The organism is Muricoccus roseus (genome assembly GCF_900141905.1).
In the GTDB taxonomy this organism is placed as follows: Bacteria; Pseudomonadota; Alphaproteobacteria; order Acetobacterales; family Acetobacteraceae; genus Roseomonas; species Roseomonas rosea.
Genome location: NZ_FQZF01000025.1, coordinates 59,852 through 80,100, shown reverse-complemented (window position 1 = coordinate 80,100; position 20,249 = coordinate 59,852). Strand labels below are relative to the sequence as shown.

The 20,249-nt window shown below is 72.2% G+C and carries 17 protein-coding genes; 11 read left to right on the top strand and 6 right to left on the bottom strand.

Annotated features, from left to right (window positions below):
- Window positions 1-869 (bottom strand): outer membrane protein (locus tag BUB97_RS18780; RefSeq protein ID WP_073137591.1); only part of this gene is annotated, 869 nt, incomplete at its 3' end.
- Between the two features lie 141 nt (window positions 870-1,010).
- Window positions 1,011-3,158 carry a malate synthase G gene (locus BUB97_RS18775; RefSeq protein WP_073137590.1) on the bottom strand — a complete coding sequence of 716 codons (2,148 nt, stop codon included), beginning with the start codon at window positions 3,156-3,158 and terminating at the stop codon, window positions 1,011-1,013.
- Between the two features lie 176 nt (window positions 3,159-3,334).
- Here BUB97_RS18775 and BUB97_RS18770 point away from each other — a divergent pair, with 176 nt between their 5' ends.
- The 3 genes from BUB97_RS18770 to BUB97_RS18760 all read left to right on the top strand — a co-directional run bounded on the left by BUB97_RS18770 (window position 3,335) and on the right by BUB97_RS18760 (window position 6,669).
- Window positions 3,335-4,951, top strand: a complete 1,617-nt coding sequence (locus BUB97_RS18770; RefSeq protein ID WP_073137588.1) for a gamma-glutamyltransferase — start codon at window positions 3,335-3,337, stop codon at window positions 4,949-4,951.
- A gap of 79 nt (window positions 4,952-5,030) precedes the next feature.
- Complete coding sequence (locus BUB97_RS18765; protein WP_073137586.1) at window positions 5,031-6,011, top strand: Bug family tripartite tricarboxylate transporter substrate binding protein; 981 nt, start codon at window positions 5,031-5,033, stop codon at window positions 6,009-6,011.
- Window positions 6,012-6,030: 19 nt separating this feature from the next.
- The gene (locus BUB97_RS18760; RefSeq protein WP_073137584.1) at window positions 6,031-6,669 is read left to right on the top strand and encodes a GOLPH3/VPS74 family protein; all 639 of its coding nucleotides are present in this window, start codon (window positions 6,031-6,033) and stop codon (window positions 6,667-6,669) included.
- Between the two features lie 89 nt (window positions 6,670-6,758).
- Here the strand turns inward: BUB97_RS18760 and BUB97_RS18755 are convergent, their stop codons facing one another.
- Window positions 6,759-7,655 carry a polysaccharide deacetylase family protein gene (locus tag BUB97_RS18755; RefSeq protein WP_073137582.1) on the bottom strand — a complete coding sequence of 299 codons (897 nt, stop codon included), beginning with the start codon at window positions 7,653-7,655 and terminating at the stop codon, window positions 6,759-6,761.
- Window positions 7,656-7,817: 162 nt separating this feature from the next.
- Here BUB97_RS18755 and BUB97_RS18750 point away from each other — a divergent pair, with 162 nt between their 5' ends.
- From BUB97_RS18750 to BUB97_RS18730, 5 genes are all read left to right on the top strand, one after another.
- Entirely contained in the window at window positions 7,818-9,215 is a 1,398-nt protein-coding gene (locus BUB97_RS18750; RefSeq protein ID WP_073137580.1) for an amidase, read from the top strand.
- Between the two features lie 46 nt (window positions 9,216-9,261).
- Window positions 9,262-10,449 carry a M20 family metallopeptidase gene (locus BUB97_RS18745; protein ID WP_073137578.1) on the top strand — a complete coding sequence of 396 codons (1,188 nt, stop codon included), beginning with the start codon at window positions 9,262-9,264 and terminating at the stop codon, window positions 10,447-10,449.
- An 81-nt stretch (window positions 10,450-10,530) separates the two neighbouring features.
- On the top strand, window positions 10,531-10,884 hold the full coding sequence (locus tag BUB97_RS18740; RefSeq protein WP_073137576.1) for a hypothetical protein: 354 nt from the start codon (window positions 10,531-10,533) through the stop codon (window positions 10,882-10,884).
- 42 nt (window positions 10,885-10,926) lie between these two features.
- Complete coding sequence (locus BUB97_RS18735; RefSeq protein ID WP_073137574.1) at window positions 10,927-12,123, top strand: diaminopropionate ammonia-lyase; 1,197 nt, start codon at window positions 10,927-10,929, stop codon at window positions 12,121-12,123.
- Window positions 12,124-12,156: 33 nt separating this feature from the next.
- Window positions 12,157-13,143 (top strand): Bug family tripartite tricarboxylate transporter substrate binding protein, encoded by a 987-nt coding sequence (locus BUB97_RS18730; protein ID WP_073137572.1) that lies wholly within the window; start codon window positions 12,157-12,159, stop codon window positions 13,141-13,143.
- A gap of 312 nt (window positions 13,144-13,455) precedes the next feature.
- On the opposite strand, the gene BUB97_RS18725 is transcribed toward BUB97_RS18730, so the two are convergent.
- A complete protein-coding gene (locus BUB97_RS18725; RefSeq protein ID WP_073137570.1) occupies window positions 13,456-14,886 on the bottom strand; it encodes a M20 family metallopeptidase in 1,431 nt (476 codons plus the stop codon).
- A gap of 11 nt (window positions 14,887-14,897) precedes the next feature.
- Complete coding sequence (locus BUB97_RS18720) at window positions 14,898-16,193, bottom strand: ABC transporter substrate-binding protein (RefSeq protein ID WP_217659714.1); 1,296 nt, start codon at window positions 16,191-16,193, stop codon at window positions 14,898-14,900.
- Window positions 16,194-16,350: 157 nt separating this feature from the next.
- Between BUB97_RS18720 and BUB97_RS18715 the strand changes: the two genes are divergently transcribed.
- From BUB97_RS18715 to BUB97_RS18705, 3 genes are read left to right on the top strand one after another with little or no spacing between them, the layout of a single operon-like run.
- Window positions 16,351-17,355 carry an NAD(P)H-quinone oxidoreductase gene (locus BUB97_RS18715; RefSeq protein ID WP_073137568.1) on the top strand — a complete coding sequence of 335 codons (1,005 nt, stop codon included), beginning with the start codon at window positions 16,351-16,353 and terminating at the stop codon, window positions 17,353-17,355.
- A 9-nt stretch (window positions 17,356-17,364) separates the two neighbouring features.
- On the top strand, window positions 17,365-18,225 hold the full coding sequence (locus BUB97_RS18710) for a DMT family transporter (RefSeq protein WP_073137566.1): 861 nt from the start codon (window positions 17,365-17,367) through the stop codon (window positions 18,223-18,225).
- A 10-nt stretch (window positions 18,226-18,235) separates the two neighbouring features.
- Complete coding sequence (locus BUB97_RS18705; protein WP_073137564.1) at window positions 18,236-19,003, top strand: alpha/beta fold hydrolase; 768 nt, start codon at window positions 18,236-18,238, stop codon at window positions 19,001-19,003.
- A 67-nt stretch (window positions 19,004-19,070) separates the two neighbouring features.
- On the opposite strand, the gene BUB97_RS18700 is transcribed toward BUB97_RS18705, so the two are convergent.
- Window positions 19,071-20,174 (bottom strand): helix-turn-helix domain-containing protein, encoded by a 1,104-nt coding sequence (locus BUB97_RS18700; protein ID WP_073137562.1) that lies wholly within the window; start codon window positions 20,172-20,174, stop codon window positions 19,071-19,073.
- Window positions 20,175-20,249: the final 75 nt, after the last annotated feature.

The window sequence follows — 20,249 nt, the reverse complement described above, 5'->3', positions numbered from 1 at the left end:
GTCACGGCCTGGGCGGCCTCGGCGATGATCTGGCGGGCGCGGTCCGTCAGGTCAGCGCGGTCGAAGTCGAAGAACACGAGATAGGTGCGGGCCGGAGCCGGGGCCGCGGCGGGAGCCGGGGCAGCGACGGCGACCGGAGCAGGGCGCGGCGCGTTGAAGGCGTAGCGCAGGCCGACCAGCACGGAGTGGTTGTAGTTGTCGACCTCGATCTTGCCGCGGCCGAGGGTCGCCCCGGTGGCCGCGTTGCGGACGGAGAGGTTCATGTCCGGCGAGAGCGTGCCGAGGAAGCGGTACTCGGCGGTCAGGGCCAGGCCCGGGACGCCGAGGTTGAAGGCCACGCCGGCGATGCCCTGGTAGGCGAACTGCGCGTCGGTGTCGTCCACGAGGCCCTGGAAGCCGGCAAAGCTGCCGCGCACGCCGTCATACTCGTGCCAGACATAGCCGGCGCCCGCGCCGACATAGGGGGTCACGGGGATGCCGGGGATGGCGAAGTCGTACAGCACGTTGCCCATGGCGCCGTAGCTGCGGGCCCGGCCGCCCTGGTTGCCCGGGGTGGCGCCGAAGATCCGCACGCGGTCCAGGTCATTCTCGCGGAAGTTGCCCTCGACCTCGAGGCGCAGGCCGTTGCCGAAGCCGTAGCCGATGCTGGCGACCAGGGCGTAGCCATGCTCCCAGTTCAGCTCGGACTTGGTGGAGAAGCCGGCGGCCTGCAGCTGGCCCGCGATCGGGCCGGTGATGTTGCTGCTGGTGTTCTGCAGCCAGTTCACGCCCGCGCCGGCCGCGATGTACAGGCCGGTGACCGGCTGCGCCTGGGCGGCGAGCGGCAGGGCGAGGAGCGTGGTGCCCAGCAGGGCGGCGCGGAGCGTCATCGATGTCGTCCCTTGAAACGGACTCGGCATGTGCCGGATCGGTTCCCAAGGGATACGGCGTTGTGCGGCTGCAATCCAGGGTTGCGCGTCATCCGGGCCACGGGTGTGGCCCGGACAACACAACGGCGCCGGAGCGCCGTCTCAGCCGCCCTTCGCCTCGCGCCGGCGGCGGTGCAGCACGAACTCGGTATAGCCGTTGGGCTGGGCCGCGCCCTCGAAGACGAGGTCGCAGGCCGCCTTGAAGGCCACGCCGTTAAAGCCCGGCGCCATCGGGGTGTAGGCCGGGTCGTTCGCGTTCTGCCCATCCACCACGGCCGCCATGCGGCGCATGGTCTCCTCCACCTTGGCGCGGTCCACGATGCCGTGGCGCAGCCAGTTGGCGATGTGCTGGGCGGAGATGCGCAGCGTCGCGCGGTCCTCCATCAGCCCGACATCATGGATGTCCGGCACCTTGGAGCAGCCCACCCCCTGGTCGATCCAGCGCACGACATAACCGAGGATGCCCTGGGCGTTGTTGTCCAGCTCCGCCTGGATGTCCTCCGGCGAGAAGTTGGTGTTCTCGGCCAGCGGGATGGTGAGCAGGTCCGCCAGCTTCGCGCGGGCGCCGCCCCTGGCAAGCTCCGTCTGGCGCGCGGCGACATCCACCTGGTGGTAGTGCAGCGCATGCAGCGTGGCGCCCGTGGGGGAGGGGACCCAGGCCGTGCTGGCGCCGGCCCGGGGATGGCCGACCTTCTGCTCCAGCATCGCGGCCATGGCATCGGGCGCCGCCCACATGCCCTTGCCGATCTGCGCGTGCCCGATCAGCCCGCAGGCGAGGCCGACATCGACGTTGTTGTCCTCATAGGCCGAAATCCAGGCGGCCTTGCGCATGTCGTTCTTCCGCACGACGGCGCCCGCCTCCATGGAGGTGTGGATCTCGTCGCCCGTGCGGTCGAGGAAGCCGGTGTTGATGAAGAACACGCGGGACTTCGCGGCCTGGATGCAGCGGGCGAGGTTCACGGTCGTCCGCCGCTCCTCGTCCATGATGCCCATCTTCAGCGTATCGCGCGGAAGGCCCAGCGCGTCCTCCACCTCGCCGAAGAGGGAGACGGCCCATTCCACCTCGGCCGGGCCGTGCATCTTGGGCTTCACGATGTAGACGCTGCCCGCGCGGCTGTTCAGCCGCTTCCCGCGCAGGTCATGTAGCGCGATGAGGGAGGTGACATAGGCGTCGAGGATCGTCTCGGGCGTCTCGGCGCCGTCCAGCGTCACCGCATCGGTCATCATATGGTGGCCGACATTGCGCACCAGCATGAGGGAGCGGCCGCGCAGCGTCAGCTCGCCGCCATCGGGCGCGGTGAAGCGCCGGTCCGGGTTCATCCGGCGCTCCATCACCTGCCCGCCCTTCTCGAAGCTCGCCGAGAGGTCGCCGCGCATGAGGCCGAGCCAGTTGCGATAGACCCCGACCTTGTCCTCCGCATCCACGGCAGCGACCGAGTCCTCGGCGTCCATGATGGTGGAGAGGGCGGCTTCGAGCACCAGATCCGCCACCCCCGCTTTATCCGTGCCGCCGATCGGGTGGCTGCGGTCGATGACGATCTCGAGGTGCAGGCCGTTGCGGGCCAGCAGGATGGAGGTGGGCTCGGCCTCGGAGCCCAGATAGCCGCGGAACTGCGCGGGGTCCTTCAGCCCCACGGCACGGCCGCCGGCGGTCAGCACGCGCAACGCGCCGCCCTCCACGCGATAGGCGCTGGCCTCGGCATGGCTGCCGGATTCCAGCGGGGCGGCGGCGTCCAGCACCGCGCGGGCGCGCTCGATCACCGCCGCGCCGCGGCGGGGGTCGTAGCCCTTCGCCTTCGGCCCGTCCTGCGGGATGGCATCGGTGCCGTAGAGGGCGTCGTACAGGCTGCCCCAGCGAGCATTGGCGGCGTTCAGCGCGTAGCGGGCGTTGTTGACGGGCACGACGAGCTGCGGGCCGGCTAGGCGTGCGATCTCGTCATCCACATTCGCCGTCTCGACCGAGAAGGGCGCGGGCGGGTCCAGCAGGTAGCCGATCTCGCGCAGGAAGGCCTCATAGGCCACGCGGTCCACCGGGCGGGCCGGGTTGGCGCGGTGCCAAGCGTCGATCTTCGCCTGCAGCGCGTCACGCTCGGCCAGCAGGGCGGCGTTCTTCGGGGCCAGACCACGCAGCGTCCTCTCCATCGCGGCCCAGAAGGCCGGAGCCTCGACGCCCGTTCCGGGAAGCGCCTCCTCCTCGATGAAGCGGCGGAGGAGGGGAGCGACCTCCATTCCCTGCGTCGTTCCGGCCATGCCCGTCTTCCTCCAGTGAACTTCAGTGGCGGCCAGATAAGCCGCCCGGGCGCTTCCGGCCAAGGGGCCGGGCGAAGGGCGCCGGATCGAGGGCATGGGCAAAGCGGGCGCGGCACCCTTGCCCAGCCGCGCCAGCGGCGCGAGGCTCCCGCGCCCTTTGTGAACACAGGTGCCCGATGCCCGAGCTTGCCGCCTATGCCCCGCCCCTCCACACCAGCCAGCACTGGGCGCTGAGCAAGCCGGGGGCCTCGGGCCGGGGGGGAATCGTCGCCTCCCAGTCCCGCGCGGCGGCCGAGGTGGGGGTGGCGGTGCTGGAGGCCGGCGGCAACGCAGCCGATGCCGCCGTGGCCGCGGCCTTCGCCCTGGCCACCGCCGAGCCCTGGAACAGCGGCTTGGGCGGGATCGGCTTCGCCATGGTCCACAAGCCCGGTTCAGCCCCGCAGGTGGTGGATTTCGGGCCGGTCGCCCCGGCCGGGGTGGACCCCTCGGCCTATCCGCTGACCGGCAAGTGGAAGCAGGACCTCTTCGCCTGGCCGGAGGTGGTGGGGGATGTGAACATCCACGGCCCGCTCTCCTTCGTCATCCCCTCCTCCGTCGCGGGCTATGACCTGCTGCGGGAGCGCTTCGGGACGGGGATGGGGCTGGATGCGCTGCTCGGCCCGGCCATCGCCCTGGCCCGGCGCGGGCTGGCGCAGGACTGGTTCACCACGCTGAAGGTCTCCGCCTCGGCCAAGGTGCTGCGCCTCTATGAGGAAAGCGCGCGGATCTACCTGCCCGACGGCCTGCCCCCCAACCCGCCCTATCAGGGCCTGCCCGGCTTCCTGAAGCAGGGCGCGCTGGCCGAGACGCTGGAGCGGCTGCGCGACCACGGGCTGCGCGACTTCTACGAGGGCGGGCTGGCGGCTGACCTCGTGGCCGACATCAAGGCCCTTGGCGGGGTGGTCGGCGCCGCCGACCTGGCCGGCTGCCGCGCCTCGGTGCGGGAATCCATGCCGATCGCCTGGCGGGGCACGCACACCATCCACACGGCGGGTGGGCTGACGGCGGCGCCGACCATGGCCGCGGTCGTGGCGGCGATGAACGGGGTTCCGGTGGAGGGCGGGCCCGGCGCCGGCTGGTACGGCGGCTTCGCGCAGGCGATGCGCCGCGCCTATGCCGAGCGCCTCGCGGGGCTGGGCGCGGGGGAGGCGGCGAAGGAAACCGCCGAGACCTGCACCACCCACCTGACCGTCTGCGACGGGGAGGGGATGATGGTCTCGGTCACCACCACGCTGCTCTCCTCCATGGGCAGCCGCGTGGTGCTGCCGCGGACCGGCGTGCTGATGAACAACGGGATGATGTGGTTCGACCCGCAGCCCGGCAGCGCCAACGCCATCCGCCCCGGCGCGCGCCCGCTCTGCAACATGAGCCCGGTGACGGTGACGCGGGCGGGGGAGGACACGGCGCCCATCCTCGCGGGCGGCGCCTCGGGCGGCCGCCGCATCCTGGCCAGCGTCTGCCAGATGCTCGCCTTCCAGCTCGATTTTGGGATGGATCCCGAGGAGGCCGCCCATCAGCCCCGCATCGACGTGTCCGGCCCCGACGCCGTCACGGCCGACCGCCGGCTGCCGGCGGAGGTGCTGGAGGCGCTCGCCGCCGATGGCGGGCTGGAGACGGTGGAGCACGCCGTGCTGCCGGTGAACTTCGCCTGCCCCAACTTCATCGCGCGCGATGCGGATGGGATGGCGCAGGGGATCAGCGACGTGATGTCGCCCTGGTCCGCGGCGCTGGCCGCCGGGCCGGTCCGCCACTGACGGCCTGAACTCCGGCACGGCTTTTGCGACGCCGGTGCGGTGACGGGGCCGCCGGCCCCGCCTTCCGCAGGGGTCGCCCATGCTGCACCGACGTTCCCTGCTGGCCGCCACCGCCGCCAGCCTCGCCCTCCCGGCCATCGCCCGGGCCCAATTGCCCTGGAAGCCGCGCCAGCCCATCCGCCTCATCGCCACCTTCCCGCCGGGCGGGCTGGCCGATGTGGTGGCGCGGCTGGTGGCGCCCGCCATCGCCGCGAATCTCGGCGGCAGCATCGTGGTGGAGAACCGGCCCGGCGCCGGCGGCACGATCGGGGCGGATGCGGCGGCCAAGGCGGCGCCGGATGGGCACACGCTGGTCATCAGCCATGCCTCGCCCCACGGCATCGCCCCCGGCATCTACCCGGCTCTGCCCTATGACCCCGTGGGGGACTTCACCCACATCGCCATGCTCTGCGACACCGCGAACGTGCTGCTGGTGAATAAGGGATCCCTCACGCCCACACTGGGCGCCTTCCTCACGAAGGCACGGGACGCCGGCGCACGCTACGGCTCCTCCGGCATCGGCTCCATAACGCATCTCATGGGCGAGGTGCTGACGCGCGAGGCCCGCGCCCCGAAGCTCGACCACGTGCCCTATCGCGGCAGCGCGCCGGCCATGCAGGACCTCTTCGCCGGGCATATCGAAAGCGTCTTCGACCCGCTGACCACCAATGTCGCGATGATCAAGGACGGCACCGTCATCGGCCTCGCCGTCTCCTCCGCCCAGCGCGTGCCGGCGGTGCCGGAGGTGCCCACCTTCGCCGAACTCGGCCTGCCCGCTCTGACCGCCTCCACCTGGATCGGCGTCTCCGGCCCCAAGGGCCTGCCAGCGCCGGTGGCCGATGCCGTGCGGGAGGCGGTGCTGGCCGCCACCGCCCAGCCCGATATCCGCGCGAAGATGGCCGACCTCGCCTCCTATCCCCCGCAACAGCCGCTCGCGGGCGCGGCCTACACCGCCATGATCGCGAAATTCGCGGCGGAATGGACCGCGGTCGCAAAGGGGGCGGGCATCACCGCCGCCTGATCGGCTATCCTGCCGCGCGATGAGCGCGACTCTGAGCATTCCCGAGGAGGTCCTCCTCCTCACCCTGGACGACGAGACGGGCCGCCCGCTGGGCGTGCCCGCCCAGGCCGTCGCCCTCGCCCTGGCCGGCGCGGCCCTGATGGAGCTCGCCCTGGCCGGCCGGCTGGACAGCGACCTGGACCGGATGTTCCTCGCCGATCCCCGCCCGATGGGCGATGCGCTGCTGGATGGGGTGCTGGCCCAGATCGCGGCCGGGCCGGAGGGGCAGGACACGCGCTGGTGGATGGGCCGGCTGGCCGGCGGCGCGGCGGCCATGCGCCAGGTCCTGCTGGAACGGCTGGTCGGGCGCGGGGTGCTGCGCCGGGCGGAGAAGCGGCGCTTCGGCTTCATCCCGGACCGCCGCTACCCCAAGGCGGACGGCACCGCCATGAACGCCACTCGCGCCCGCCTCCGCGCCGTGCTGCTGGAGGGCGAGATGCCGGAGGCGCGGGATTCCCTCATGGCCGGGCTCTGCGCCGCCACCGGCCTTATTGCCCTGCTGCTGAGCGAGATCGAGGCCGAGGGCGCCGCCGCGCGCATTGCCGCGGTGACGGGGCTGGAGGAGATGAGCCGCGCCCTGCTGGCCGAGACGCGGGACCGCCTCGCCGCGGGGCACTGAAGGCCCTCAAAGAGGGATCCGGGGAGAGGAAGAATTCCTTCTTCCTCTCCCCGGGACATCCCGTCAGCCCAGGACATGCGCCCCAACCCCTAAAGACCGGCGCGTGCGAGGCACCAGCGTGCCACCTGTTCATGGGTCGCGAACCAGATCCCGCCGCGGGCCGTCATGTAGTCGATCAGCCGCTCCAGGAGGGTGATGCGGCTGCGGTGGCCGATGATGTGCGGGTGCATGGTGAGGAGAAAGAGGCCGCCCTCTTCCCAGGCGCCCTCGAACTCCGCGCGGAAGATTTCCTCGACCGCGGAGGGCGGCGTGTAGGGGCGGATCCCGCTGAAGCGCTGCATGTTGAGATAGGGCGCGTCGTCGCGGATCCACTCCGGCGGCAGCTCGACGATGCCTGTGCGCTCCCCGTCCTCCAGCAGTTCATAGGGCTCGTCATCGGCCATGAGGCTGCTGTCGTAGAGCAGCCCCATCTCCCGGATGATGCCCAGCGTATCGGGCGAGAAGTCCCAGGACGCCGTACGGATGCCCACGGGGCGGCGCCCGGCGAGGCGCTCCAGCGTGTCGGCCGCGCGCAGCGTCAGCTCGCGCTCCACGCCGGGGGGCAGGGTGGTATTGGCTTCGTGGATCCAGGAATGGATGCCGATCTCATGCCCCTCCTCGGCCAGCGCCCGCACCTCTTCCGGGTGGATGAGGGCCGAGACGGCCGGGTGGAAGAAGCTGGCGCGGATGCCGTGGCGGTCCAGCAGCGCGCGGATGCGCGGGATGCCGCGGCGGGCCCCGTACTCGCCCTGGCTGATCCGCATGGGGCTCGGATCGCCGTCGCGCAGCGGGGTGGTCTCGTGGTCGGCGTCAAAGGAGAGGGCGACGCAACAGCGCGCGCCCTCCGGCCATTGGCCGGGTGCGAGGCTGCGGCCGGCGCGTGCCCGGCCAACCATGCGGCGCCAATGCGGCTCCGGCCATTCCCAGGGGCGGGCATCCTTGTCCATGCGGGGTCCCTCACGCGGTCCGGCGGGAGGATGCGGCGGGCGGGCGGCCAGGGCCAGGGGAGGGCCAGGGGAGGGCCAGGGGAGGGCGGCCGGGGTTCCGTCCCCGGCGCTGCGGGTCCATCCTGGGGGTAGAGACTTCCCGGCTTTCTGCTCAGGACCCGCATGACCGCCATTGATCCCGCGCTGATGAACGCGGAAACGCTCCTCGCCCTCTATTCTCGCCGCGCTCTCAGCCCCGTGGAGGCGCTGAAGGCGGTGATGGAGCGCGTCGCGCGCCACAACCCCGCCGTGAACGCCTTCGCGGTGATGAACCCGCATGCGCTGCGCCAGGCCGGGGAGAGCGAGGCCCGTTGGATGGCCGGGCGGCCGCTGGGGCCGCTGGACGGCGTGCCCTGCACGGTGAAGGACCTGCTGCACATGGCGGGCTTTCCCACCCGCCGCGGAAGCCGCACGACCGACCCGCGCCCGCAATCCGAGGATGCGCCGGCCGTGCTGGGGCTGAAGGCGGCGGGCGCCGTCATCATCGGCAAGACCACCACCACCGAATTCGGCTGGAAGACGCCGGGCGACTGCCCGCTGCACGGCATCACGCGCAATCCCTGGGACTTCCAGCGCACCACCGGCGGCTCCTCCTCCGGCGCGGGCGCGGCGGCGGCGGCGGCCTTCGGCGCGCTGCATATCGGCACCGATGCGGGTGGCTCCATCCGCATCCCCGCGGCCTATTGCGGCATCGTCGGCTTCAAGCCGAGCTACGGGCGCATCCCGCAATGGCCGCATGGCGCCTTCAGCGCGGTGGCCTGCGCCGGGCCCATGGCGCGCAGCGTGCGCGATGCGGCGCTGATGATGAACGCCATCGCCCGCGCCGATGTGCGGGACCCTCTCTGCATGCCGGATGAGCCGCGCGAGTGGCGCCTGGGCATCGAGGAGGGCGTGCGCGGCATGCGCATCGCGCTCGTGCGCCGCTGGGGCTACGAGCCGCCGCTCGACGCGGATGGCGAGGCCGCGCTCGCGCGCGCTGCCGAGACGCTGCGCGCCGAGGGCGCGCTGGTGGAGGAAGCCGATCCGGAACTGCCCGACACCCGCCAGATCTTCGGCCGGGTCTGGGGCGTGGCCCTGGCCAAGCTCGTCGCCGCGACGCCGGAGGACAAGCGGTCCGAGCTGGACTCCGGGCTGGAGGAGGTGGCGCGGCGCGAGGGCGGGCTGTCGGCCATCGACTTCCTCGCGGCGGATGCGATGCGCGTGGAGGCGGCGCACCGCATGGCGATGTTCCATATCCGATACGATCTGGTCCTGACGGCGGCGACGCCCACCGCCGCCTTCGCGGCCCACCAGCCCACCCTGAAGCCCACCGAGGCGCTGTGGCGGGACTGGGCGCCCTGGACCTTCGCGCAGAACCTGACGCGCCAGCCCGCCATCGCCCTCGCCGCCGGGCTGGACGCGGAGGGGATGCCGCGCGCCGTGCAGATCGTGGCGGCCCAGGGCCGCGACGACCTCTGCCTGCGCGGCGCCCGCGCGCTGGAACGTGCGCTGGCCATGCCGGAAGCCAACCCCATGGCGTGAGGGCCGCCGCCCCCGCGCCCCGCGAACCCGTGCTGGAGTAGTGCCGATGAGTGCCGAGACCGAGAGCCGCGTGCTGGAATGGCTGGCGGGCCGCCAGGGCGAGATGCTGGCCCTGCTGGAGGCCATGGTGAACACCGATGGCGGGTCCTACGACAAGCCGGGCGTGGATACCGTGGGCGCGCAGGTCCGCGCCTTCCTCGAGGGCGCCGGGATCCCGGTGGAGACCATCCCCGGCGAGCGCTTCGGCGACTGCCTGCGCGCGACGCTCGACGCAGGGGGCGAGGCCGGGGCGGCCGGCAATGCCCGGCGCAACATCCTGCTGATGGGCCATCGGGACACGGTGTTTCCCAAGGGCGAGCCGGAGCGCCGGCCCTTCCGCGTGGAGAAGGGGATCGCCTACGGCCCCGGCGTCGCCGACATGAAGGCGGGGCTGGTGATGAACATGTTCGTCATGGCGGCGTTCAAGGCCGCGGGCGGCGCGCCCGGCCCGCTGGTCGGGCTGTTCACGGGGGATGAGGAAATCGGCTCCCCCGAGGGCCGCCCCGTGATCGAGGACGAGGCGCGCCGCGCCCGCGTGGTGTTCAACTCCGAGCCCGGGCGCCCGAATGGCGGGGTGGTGACGGGCCGAAAGGGCGGCGTCTTCATGGCGGTGGAGATCGAGGGCCGCGCCGCGCATTCGGGTGGCAATTTCGAATCCGGCATCAGCGCCATCGGGGAGCTGGCGCAGAAGGTGACGGCGATCCACGCGCTCACCGATTTCCAGCGTGGCATCACGCTGAATGTCGGGCTCGTCAGCGGCGGGCAGAGCGTGAACACCGTGGCCCCGCATGCCCAGCTGCAGATCGACCTGCGCTATGTGGAACCGGCGGACCGGGAGGAGATCATGGGCAAGATCCACGACATCGTGGCGAAGTCCTATGTCCCCGGCACCCGCGCCGCCCTCACCATCCGGGGCGAGTTCCTGCCGCTGACCCAGACCCCCGCGGCCGCGCGTGTCTTCGAGATGTATCGCGGCGCCGCGGCCGAGAGCGGGCTGGAGGTGACGGGCGAATTCACCGGCGGCTGCGCCGATAGTGGCTTCACCGCGGCGGTCGGGGCGCCCACGCTCTGCGCCGTGGGCCCGGTGGGCGGGAAGGCCCATAGCCCGGAGGAATATCTGGAGGTGGCCAGTCTCGTGCCGCGCGCCCAGGCCCTGGCCCGCGCGATCCTCCGCCTGGACGCGGCGGGGCTGTAATCGCATTCGGTTCCAGGCGGGACACAAGCCAGCAACACATGCGGTGGAGAAGGCGCCTCCCCGCCCGGAGACGCCGTGCCGATGACCCCTCCGCCGCGGCGCTCCCGCCCCGCCACCCCTCCGCTCGGCCGCCGCCACGGCGCCGCGCGGCGCGGGCGGATGGCCGCGGGATTCCTCGCCCTGCCGCTGCTGCTGGCCGGGGCAGGGGGCGCGCCCCTCCCGGCCTGCGCCGCGTCGCTGGCACAGGCTCGCCCCGAGCCGCCGCGGCGGAACTGCCAGGGCGGGCGCGACACCGTCGCCTTCGGGCGGATGCTGGTGCAGTACGGCGTGGACACGCTGCGCTACGGCATCGGGATCGTGCTGATCTTCCTCGGGCTGGTGGTCATGGCGCTCGGCTACCTGCTGATGCTGATCGATCTGCTGTTCTGCTGGTAGGGCGGCTTGCCCTGCGCCCCTCCGGCGTGACCTTCTGCGCGGATGACCGGCTACCCCTTCCGCCTTCTCCCCAACCCGCGCCACGGCGTGCCGGGCGTGGTCGTGCTGCCCGAGGGCGGGTGGCGCCGGGCGCGCGCGGCCATCACCGCCTGGCCAGGCTACGCCCCCACGCCGCTGCGGGATCTGCCGAACATCGCTGCCGGCCTGGGACTGGGCGCGGTTCACCTGAAGGACGAGGCGTCGCGCTTCGGCCTGGGTTCCTTCAAGGCGCTGGGCGGCGCCCATGCCGTGGCGGGCGTGCTCCAGCGGGAACTGGCGCGGATGGGGGTCGCGAATGCCGCGAGCCCCGCCGACCTCGAATCCGGCCGGCTCGCCGCCACCACCGCCACGATCACCGTCACCTGCGCGACGGACGGGAACCATGGCCGCAGCGTCGCCTGGGGCGCCCGCCGCTTCGGGGCGCGCTGCGTCATCTTCGTCCATCCTGGCGTCAGCCAGGGCCGTCGCGAGGCCATCGCCGCTTTCGGCGCAGAGGTGCGGGAGGTGCCGGGCACCTATGACGACTCCGTCCGCGCCTCGGAGGCCGCCGCGCGGGAGCGGGGCTGGCACCTCGTCTCCGACACCTCCTGGCCCGGCTACACCGAAACCCCGCGCGAGGTGATGCAGGGCTACCGGCTGATGGCAGAGGAGGCGCTCGACGCCCTGCCGGCTCCGCCCAGCCATGTCTTCGTGCAGGGCGGGGTCGGGGGCGTGGCCGCTGCCGTCTCGATCGCGCTGCGCGCCCGCCATGGGCGGGACCCCCGGCTCGTGGTGGTGGAGCCCGAGCGTGCCGCCTGCCTGCTGGCCAGCGCGGAGGCGGGAGCCGCCACCACGGTTCCAGGGGAACTGGACACGATCATGGCCGGCTTGGCCTGCGGCGAGCCGAGCCTGCTCGCCTGGCAAGAGCTCGAACGGGCGGCCTTCGCCTTCATGGCCATCCCTGATTCGGCCGCCATCGCCGCCATGCGCCTGCTGGCCCGGCGGGACCCGCCGTTGGAGGTGGGGGAGAGCGGGGTGGCCGGGCTGGCGGGCCTCGCCCTGGCCGCCCGCGACCCGGCTGCGCGGGAAGCCCTTGGCCTGGGCACGGACAGCCAGGTGCTGCTCTTCGGGACCGAGGGTGCAACGGACCGAATCCTTTATGAGCGCCTCGTGAGCCGATCGGGCGTTGACACGGCCTCCCCGCCGCCCCTTTTGGGGTGAAGAAACCTCCATTCGCCAGGGAAGTACGTTCTGATGATTCCGCGTCGTCACCTCATCGCCGGGGCCGCGGGCCTCGCCGCCGCGCCGCTCGCCGCCCCCGCGCTCCGCGCCCAGGGCAGCTGGCCGAGCGCCCCGGTGCGCCTCGTCGTGCCCTTTGCCGCCGGTGGCCCGACCGACGTGCCCGCGCGCCTCGTGGCCGATGAGCTGTCCAAGATGCTGCCGCAGCGCGTGATCGTGGAGAACCGCACGGGCGCCGGCGTGGTGGTCGGCTCCGACGTGGTGGCGAAGGCGCAGAAGGACGGGCAGACGCTGCTCTACACGACCATCGCCCATGCCGCGCTGCGCGCGATCTTCCCGCGCCTGCCCTTCGACCCGCTGGCGGACTTCACCCCCGTCGCGCTGACCGGCGTCATCCCGATGCTGATGATGGTGAACAAGGACATCCCGGCGAACACGCTTCCCGAGCTGATCGAGCTGATCAAGAAGAACCCGGGCAAGTACGACTACGCCTCCACCGGCAACGGCGCCGCCCTGCACCTGGCGAGCGAGCTGTTCCTGCGCCAGGCCGGTGGCCTGCGGGTGAACCACGTTCCCTACCGCGGCTCCGCCGCCGCCATGCCGGACCTGTTGAACGGCACGGTCGCGATGATGCTGGACGTGGCGAACTCCGCGCTGCCCTTCGTCACCCGCGGCGAGGTGAAGGGGCTGGCCATCTCCGGCGCGCACCGCATCCCGCAGGTGCCGAACATCCCGACCTTCCAGGAGGCCGGCGTGCCGGGCTACGAGGCCTATACCTGGCACATGGTCTTCGCCCCGGCCGGCACGCCCGAGCCGGTGGTCAACACCATCAACGAGGCCTTCAACAAGGTGATGGCGATGGAGAGCGTGAAGCAGCGCCTCTCCGACCTCACGATGGAGACCCGCTCCGACACCACGCCGGCCACGGCGAAGAAGTGGCTGGACGACGAGATCGCGAAGTGGGAGCCGATCATCCGGGCGGCCGGGATTAAGGCGGACTGAACGCTCCGCTCTTGTTTTGAGCTGCTGGTCGGTCCCGGGGAGAGGAAGAAGGAATTCTTCCTCTCCCCGGACCCGTCGAAGGCAATGCCTTCGACCATCATCTTTTTCTTCGAGTTGGAATCGTTCGGCTGGCGGTGCGCCTGAGGTCTAGGACCTCAGGCGACTGCAACGGCAGGAATAGGGCCGTCCACCAGAGACCCCGCCGATCAACGGTATCCACGGCAGTCAGATGGGGTTCCAAGGGCCTCAGGCCCTTGGCAGGTGAGGTCCGGAGAGGGCAGCGCCCTCTCCGGTCGTCGTCAGCCCCGTGTATCAGACCCCCTGGCCCATCGCCTTGATCGGCGGCGCCAAGTCCTTCGGCAGCGGGGACTCATAGGGCTTGCCGCCCGTCCGCTCCTTGAACTCCGCCTTGGCGCGTTCGATCAGCGCGGGGTCGCGGATGGCGTCCACGGCCGTGCCGGCCATCACCTTGGCCACATGCACCATGCCCTTATGCGCGTGGGGCGACTTGCCCTGGGCGGTGAGCTGCCAGGAATGGAAGGGCGTGCCGATGGCGCAGGTGGCGCCGCGCGCCTGCACCGTGGGCACGGCCCAGGAGACGTCGCCGACATCGGTGGAACCGACGCCGCCTTCGCCCCGGTTCTCCAGCGGCACGATGATGTCGCAGAGCGTCTTGCCCGGCTCCACCTTCAGCCCGTGGCGGCGATGCGCGGCGGCGATGTCGGCCTCCGTCAGCGTGCCCTGGATCTGCGCGGCGTATTCACGGTCCGCTTCGTCCCATTGCGGCGGGCCGAGGCGGAGGAAGTTGTCGTACATCGCCTTTTCCAGTGGCGCGTTGCCCAGCAGGTTGGAGACCGCGCTGACGACCGAGGTCTCGACCCGCGTCTCCGTCATCAGCGCGGCGCCCTCGGCGATCTTCTTCACGCGGGCGACGAGGCTGTTCAGCTCCGGCAGGTCGCGCGCGCGGATGAGGTAGCGCACCTTGGCGCGGGACTGCACGACATTGGGCGCGATGCCGCCGCCATCGAGCATGGCGTAGTGGATGCGCGCATGGTCGGGCATGTGCTCGCGCATGTAGTTCACGCCGACATTCATCAGCTCCACCGCATCCAGCGCGGAGCGGCCGAGTTCCGGCGCGGCGGCGGCGTGGCTGGACTTGCCGTGGAAGGTGAAGTCGATGCGCGTGTTGGCGAGGGACACCGCCTCGTTCACGCCGGAGAAGGAGGCGGGGTGCCAGGAGATGGCGATGTCCACGTCATCGAAGACGCCGTCACGCGCCATGAAGCCCTTAGCGGCGCCGCCTTCCTCCGCGGGGCAGCCGTAGTAGCGCACGCGCCCCGGGATGTTGTTCTCGCGCAGCCAGTCCTTCACCGCGGCGGCGGCGAGCAGGGAGGCCGCGCCGAGCAGGTTGTGGCCGCAGCCATGCCCCGCGCCGCCCTGGCCTTCCACCGGCTTCGGCTCGGCGATACCGGCTTCCTGCGAAAGGCCGGGAAGCGCGTCGTACTCGCCGAGGATGGCGATCACCGGGCCGCCCTCGCCCCACTCACCCATCACGGCGGTCGGGATGCCGGCCAGGTCGCGCTCAATGCGGGCGCCTTCCTTCTCCAGCATCGCGATGTGCTCGGCCACGGAGCGCTGCTCGGTATAGGCGATCTCCGGCATCTCCCAGACCCGGTCGGAGAAGGCCGCGTAGTCCTCCTTCCGCTCGTCCACGGCGCGCCAGACGCGTTCGTCGTTCTTCATGCTCTCTTCCCTCAATCGGCCCCGAGGCGGGCGCGCGGCGGTGCCACGGCGGCGGCCTCGGGGTGGATGGTCACCAGGCGCCCGTCCTGCCACTGGGCGAGCCAGGGGCGGGCGCGGGTGTTCTGGCCGCGTTCGTCGAAGGCCGCGCCCCAGCCGGTCGGCGTCGTGCCCTCCGCGATGTCGGTGGCCAGCATGGCGGCGCGCAGCCGGTCCTTCTCGGTGCCGCCGGCCCGCTGGATGCCGTCGAAGGCGACGCGGGCGCCGAAGTAATTGGCCAGGGAATGGCCGGAGCGCGGATCGGCGCCGTAGCGCCGCTTGTAGGCTTCCGCGAAGGCGCCATTGCCCGGGGCGGCGCGCTCGCTGATCGCGAATTGGGTGAAATCCACGTTCATCACCCCGTCCATGGCGGTGCCGAGGGTGCGGGCCGTGTCGGTCAGGCTGTAGCCGGCGCCGGAGCCGATGATCATGCGCGGGCGCCAGCCTGCCTCGCGCAGGTTGCGAAAGAGCAGGATGACGTCGTTCTGCAGCGCGGTGTGCAACAGGATGTCGGTCGAGGCCTCGCGCAGGCGCTGCAGGGCCGGGGCGAGGTCGGTCACGCGGAGCGGATAGCCGATGCGCTCCACCACCTCGATGCCGAGTTCGCGCAGCCGCGAGGTCTGAAGCTCCGAGACGGAGCTGCCGTAGAGGCCGTCCTCATGCAGGATCCCGACGCGCAGGGCGTTCCGGGCGGTGCCGAGCAGGCCGGGCAGCACCTCCGCCACCGCTTCCGCGGCGACACGGGCGAAATCGCTCGCGCGGGGGCAGGTCCGGTAGAGCTGGCGGAAGCCGCGCTCCGTGATGCTGTCTGCCACTGCGCCCAGCTCGAAGAAGGGAATGCCCTGCGCCTCGCTGAGCTGGGTGACGGCGAAGGAGAGGGGCGAGGCGTAGCTGCCGAAGAGGATGCTGGCGCGTTCCGCGCCAATCAACCGGCGGGTCTCCGCCACGGCGGCGGCCTGGTCCGCGGCATCGGCGCGGATCAGGCGGATGGGGCGGCCGAGGAGGCCGCCCGCCGCGTTGCGCTCCTCCACCGCCATCTCAAGGCCGCGGAAGGACTCGTCCCCGAGCAGGGCCGGGGCGCCGGAGAGCGGATAAAGGGCGCCGAACCGCCATTCGGCCGCCGCGGCGGGAGAGGCGGTCTGGGCACCGGCGACCTGCGCGCGCGCCCCCGCCGGGGCGAAGGGGCCGCCGAGAAGGGGGGTGAGCGCGGCGAGGAGGCTGCGGCGCGGCGCGGCCGGGCGCATAGGGCCTTCGTTCCTCTCGCGTTCCATGGGGTGGTCCAATGGTCGCCCCTGGGGCGTTTCCGCGCAAGGCCGGGCGAGCCATGCCGGGCCTCACGGATCGGTGCCGCCCCGGCCGACGCCCGCGCGCTTGACGGGGCCTGCCCCCGCGACGACCTTCCCGCCCCGCCCGGAGGAGGCCCGTTCGATGCCGCAGTTGCCCGAGACCATGACCTATATCGCCCATGGCGAGGGCGGCGCGCCGGAGGTTCTGGTGCCCGCCACCGGCCCCCTGCCGCGCCCGGCGGAGGACGAGGTGCTGATCCGGGTTATGGCCGCCGGGGTGAACCGCCCGGATGTGCAGCAGCGCAAGGGCCTCTATCCCCCGCCCAAGGGCGCGAGCCCCGTGATCGGGCTGGAGGTGGCCGGCGAGGTGGCGGCGGTCGGCGCGGGCGTCACGCGCTTCCGCCTGGGCGACCGGGTCTGCGCCCTGGCCAATGGCGGCGGCTATGCCGAATTCGCCGTCGCCCCCGCCGCGCAATGCCTGCCCTGGCCGGAGGGCTATGACGCCGTGCGCGCGGCGGCGGTGCCGGAAACCTATTTTACCGTCTGGGCCAATCTCTTCGGCCATGGCCGGCTGGCCAGGGGCGAGGTGATGCTGGTGCATGGCGGCACCTCCGGCATCGGCTCCACCGCGCTCCAGCTCGCCCGCGAATTCGGCGCCCGTGCCTTCGCCACGGCCGGCAGCCCGGAGAAGGTGAAGGCCTGCCTGGAATTCGGGGCGGAGGAGGCCTTCGACTACCGGACCCAGGACTTCGCCGAGGAGATGAAGCGGGTGACGGGCGGCCGCGGCGCCGACGTCGTGCTCGACATGATCGGCGCCGCCTATTTCCAGAAGAACCTGCGCGTCCTGGGTACGGACGGGCGGCTGGTCATCATCGCCCTGATGGGGGGATTCGAGGTGGAGAAGGCGGATATCCGCCCGATCATGCTCAAGCGCCTGGTCGTTACCGGCAGCACGATGCGCCCCCGCAGCACGGCCGAGAAGGGCGCCATCGCCCGCGCGCTGGAGGAACGGGTCTGGCCCGTGCTCTCGGCCGGGCGCTGCGGGCCGCGCATTCACGCCACCTTCCCGCTGCACGAGGCGGCCGAGGCGCACCGGCTGATGGAGAGCAGCGCGCATATCGGCAAGATCGTGCTGACGCTCGGCTGAGCGCGGCGGGTGAACCCCCGCGACCTGCGGCTCCTCGCCATCGCCGTCCTTCTCTTCGGCGGGGTCTGGCCCATCACCAAGGACGCGCTGCGGGATGCCACGCCGGCCTGGTTCGCCGTCAGCCGCGCGGGGCTCGCGGCGCTTCTCACGGCACTGGTCCTGCTGGCCATGGCGCGGCTGCGCTGGCCCGGCCGGCGGGACTGGCCGACGGTGCTCGCCGTCGGCTTCCTCCAGCTCGGCGCCTTCTTCGCCCTGACCCACCTGGCCCTGGCCGTGCTGCCGGCCGGGCGGATCGCCGTGCTGTCCAACGTCACGATCTTCTGGCTGGTGCCGCTCTCGGTCCTCGTGCTGGGGGAACGGGTCTCGGCCTGGCGCTGGGCGGCGGCGGGGATGGGCCTGGCCGGGGCCGTGGTGCTGATCGGCCCCTGGGCGGTGGACTGGGCCGATCCGGGGGTGCTGGCGGGCAATGCCATGCTGATGGCGGCGGCGCTGGGATGGAGCATCGCCATCGTCATCACGCGCCGCCTGCCGCCAACGCGGCCGATGATGGAGCTGCTGCCCTTCTGTTTCGCGGCCGGCACGCTGGTCCTGCTGCCCCTCGCGCTCATCCGGGAACCGCATGGAGGAATCGGCCCCGGCGCCTGGCCGCACGCCGCCTTCATCGGGCTGCTCGCGGCGCCGATCGGCACCTGGAGCGTGATCGAGGCGGGGCGGCGCCTGCCCTCCACCGTGGCGTCGGTGGGGTTCATGCTGGTGCCCGTGCTGGGCGTGGCCGGCGGCGCCCTCTGGCTTGGCGAGACTGTGGGCTGGGATGTCTGGCTGGGCGGCGCGCTGATCGCGGCGAGCGTTGCCCTGGCCGTGCGGGGATGAGGGGGAGGCGATGATCCTCAACGCGATCGAACTGGGGGAAGGGCGTCCGCTCATCCTCCTGCACGGGCTGTTCGGCCAGGCGCGAAATTTCGGCGCCCTGCAGCGGCGGCTGGCGGCGGGCGGGCGGCGCGTGGTCGCCTTCGACCTGCCGAACCACGGCGCCAGTCCGCATGCCGCGGCGGTCGATTACTGCTTCATGGCGGCGGCCGTGGTGGAAAGCCTCGACGCGCGCGGGATCGCCCGGGCCGATGTCATGGGCCATTCCATGGGGGGCAAGGCCGCGATGATGCTGGCCCTCACAGCGCCGGAGCACGTCGCGCGGCTGGTGATCTCCGACGTTGCGCCCTATGCCTATCCGCCGCGCTGGACCGAGCTGGTGGCGGCGATGCGTGCGGTGCCGCCTGGCACTGCCCGTGCCGAGGCCGATGCGCTGCTCGCCCCCGCGGAGCCCGATGCGGGCGTGCGCGCCTTCATCCTAACCAATCGAAAGCCGGATGCCTCGGGCTGGCGGATCGGGCTGGAGGGCATCGGCGCCTCCATGCCCGCCATCCTCGGCTGGTCCTCGCCGGAGGAGGCGCGCTTCGAAGGGCCGGTGCTCTTCGTGGCCGGGGAGCACTCCACCTATATCCGGCCGGAGAACCGCCCCGTCATCCGCGACCTCTTTCCCGCCGCGCGCTTCGTGACGGTGAAGGGCGCAGGGCACTGGGTGCATGCCGACCAGCCCGAGGGCTTCGCCGCGGTGCTCGAGGGATTCCTCCCCTCCGGCGAGCCTCTCTAGGGCAGTGCCCCGGTCAGGCAGACCGGGGCGCTGCCCAGCCCCCCGCGCCGCGGCCCGCGTGCCCTCCTCATCGGATCCGGAAGCCCACCACTCCGCCGAGCTGGGCCCGGGGCAGGGTCGGGCGGCTCTCCCTGGTCCGAGCCGCAGGCGGGCGCGGAACGCTGGAGGCACTCCGATGGCCGGCGGCACGCTCATGCGTCGCGGCCTGCGGAACATGGCCGGTCCGGGCAAGCTCCACCGACACCGCCGCCGGAGCTTCGGCAGCGGGATCGCCGCTCAGCCGCATCAACTGGCGCAGGTCCAGGATGCGCACACGCCGGTGCCCGCAAAGCTCGATCACCCCGCTGCGCCGGAGCGATTGCAGCGTCCGGCATACCGTCTCGAGGGTAATGCCGAGGTAGTCCGCGATGTCGGTCCGGTCCATCGGCAGGCTGTAGGACGTCGGCGTCTCGACCGGGGAAGGCGGCAGCCGCGCGCGCATCTCGAGCAGGAAGCTGGCCAGCCGCTCGGCCGAGGACTTGCGCCCCAGGAGCATGAGATGCCCGTGCGCATGCCCCAGCCTTTGCTGGTTGAGCACGCCCAGCCACGAAGCGACCGAAGGATCGCCGGCCGCCAGCGCGTCGAGGCGGGCCCGGCCGTGGCGCAGGACCACCGTCTCGTGCTCCGCCGCCGCCTCCACCGTGAGGCCATGGACCCCCGCGACGTCGTCGAAGCCGAAGAGGTCGCCGGGGAAATGGAAGCTCACGATCTGCCGGCGCCCGTCCGCGCCGTGCAGCACAGCCCGGACCGCCCCGGAGACGACCTCATACCAATGATGGACCGGGCTCCCCTGGCGGTAGATCTCGGCCTCCGGCCCGAAGGAGACCGCCTGGTTGTCGGCTTCCGCCCGCTCGGCCGGCTGATCCGTGCCGGGGGCGGGAAGGGGCCGGAGGACCAGGCGCGGACGGGGAAGGCTCGCCGGCTTCGGCGCCTTCGTGATGCGGTGCCAGTCTCGGCCGAGCCGGCCGAGGCGAGCTGTCGGCGCGGCCCGGTGTTCGTCCGGGCCGCTGACCGTCCGGATCGCCGTTCCCCCGGGATGCGGACGAAGACGCAGGATGGCGAGGCCGGCAAGGGCGACGGGAAAGCTGAACCCGCTATGCGCGCTTAGAGTGCGCAGGATGGAAGAACCCATATTCCTCTCCTCCCATATCCGGGCCCTCGGATTGCGGCCCTTGCCCATTCGAAACTAACATGGGCCAATGTTGAC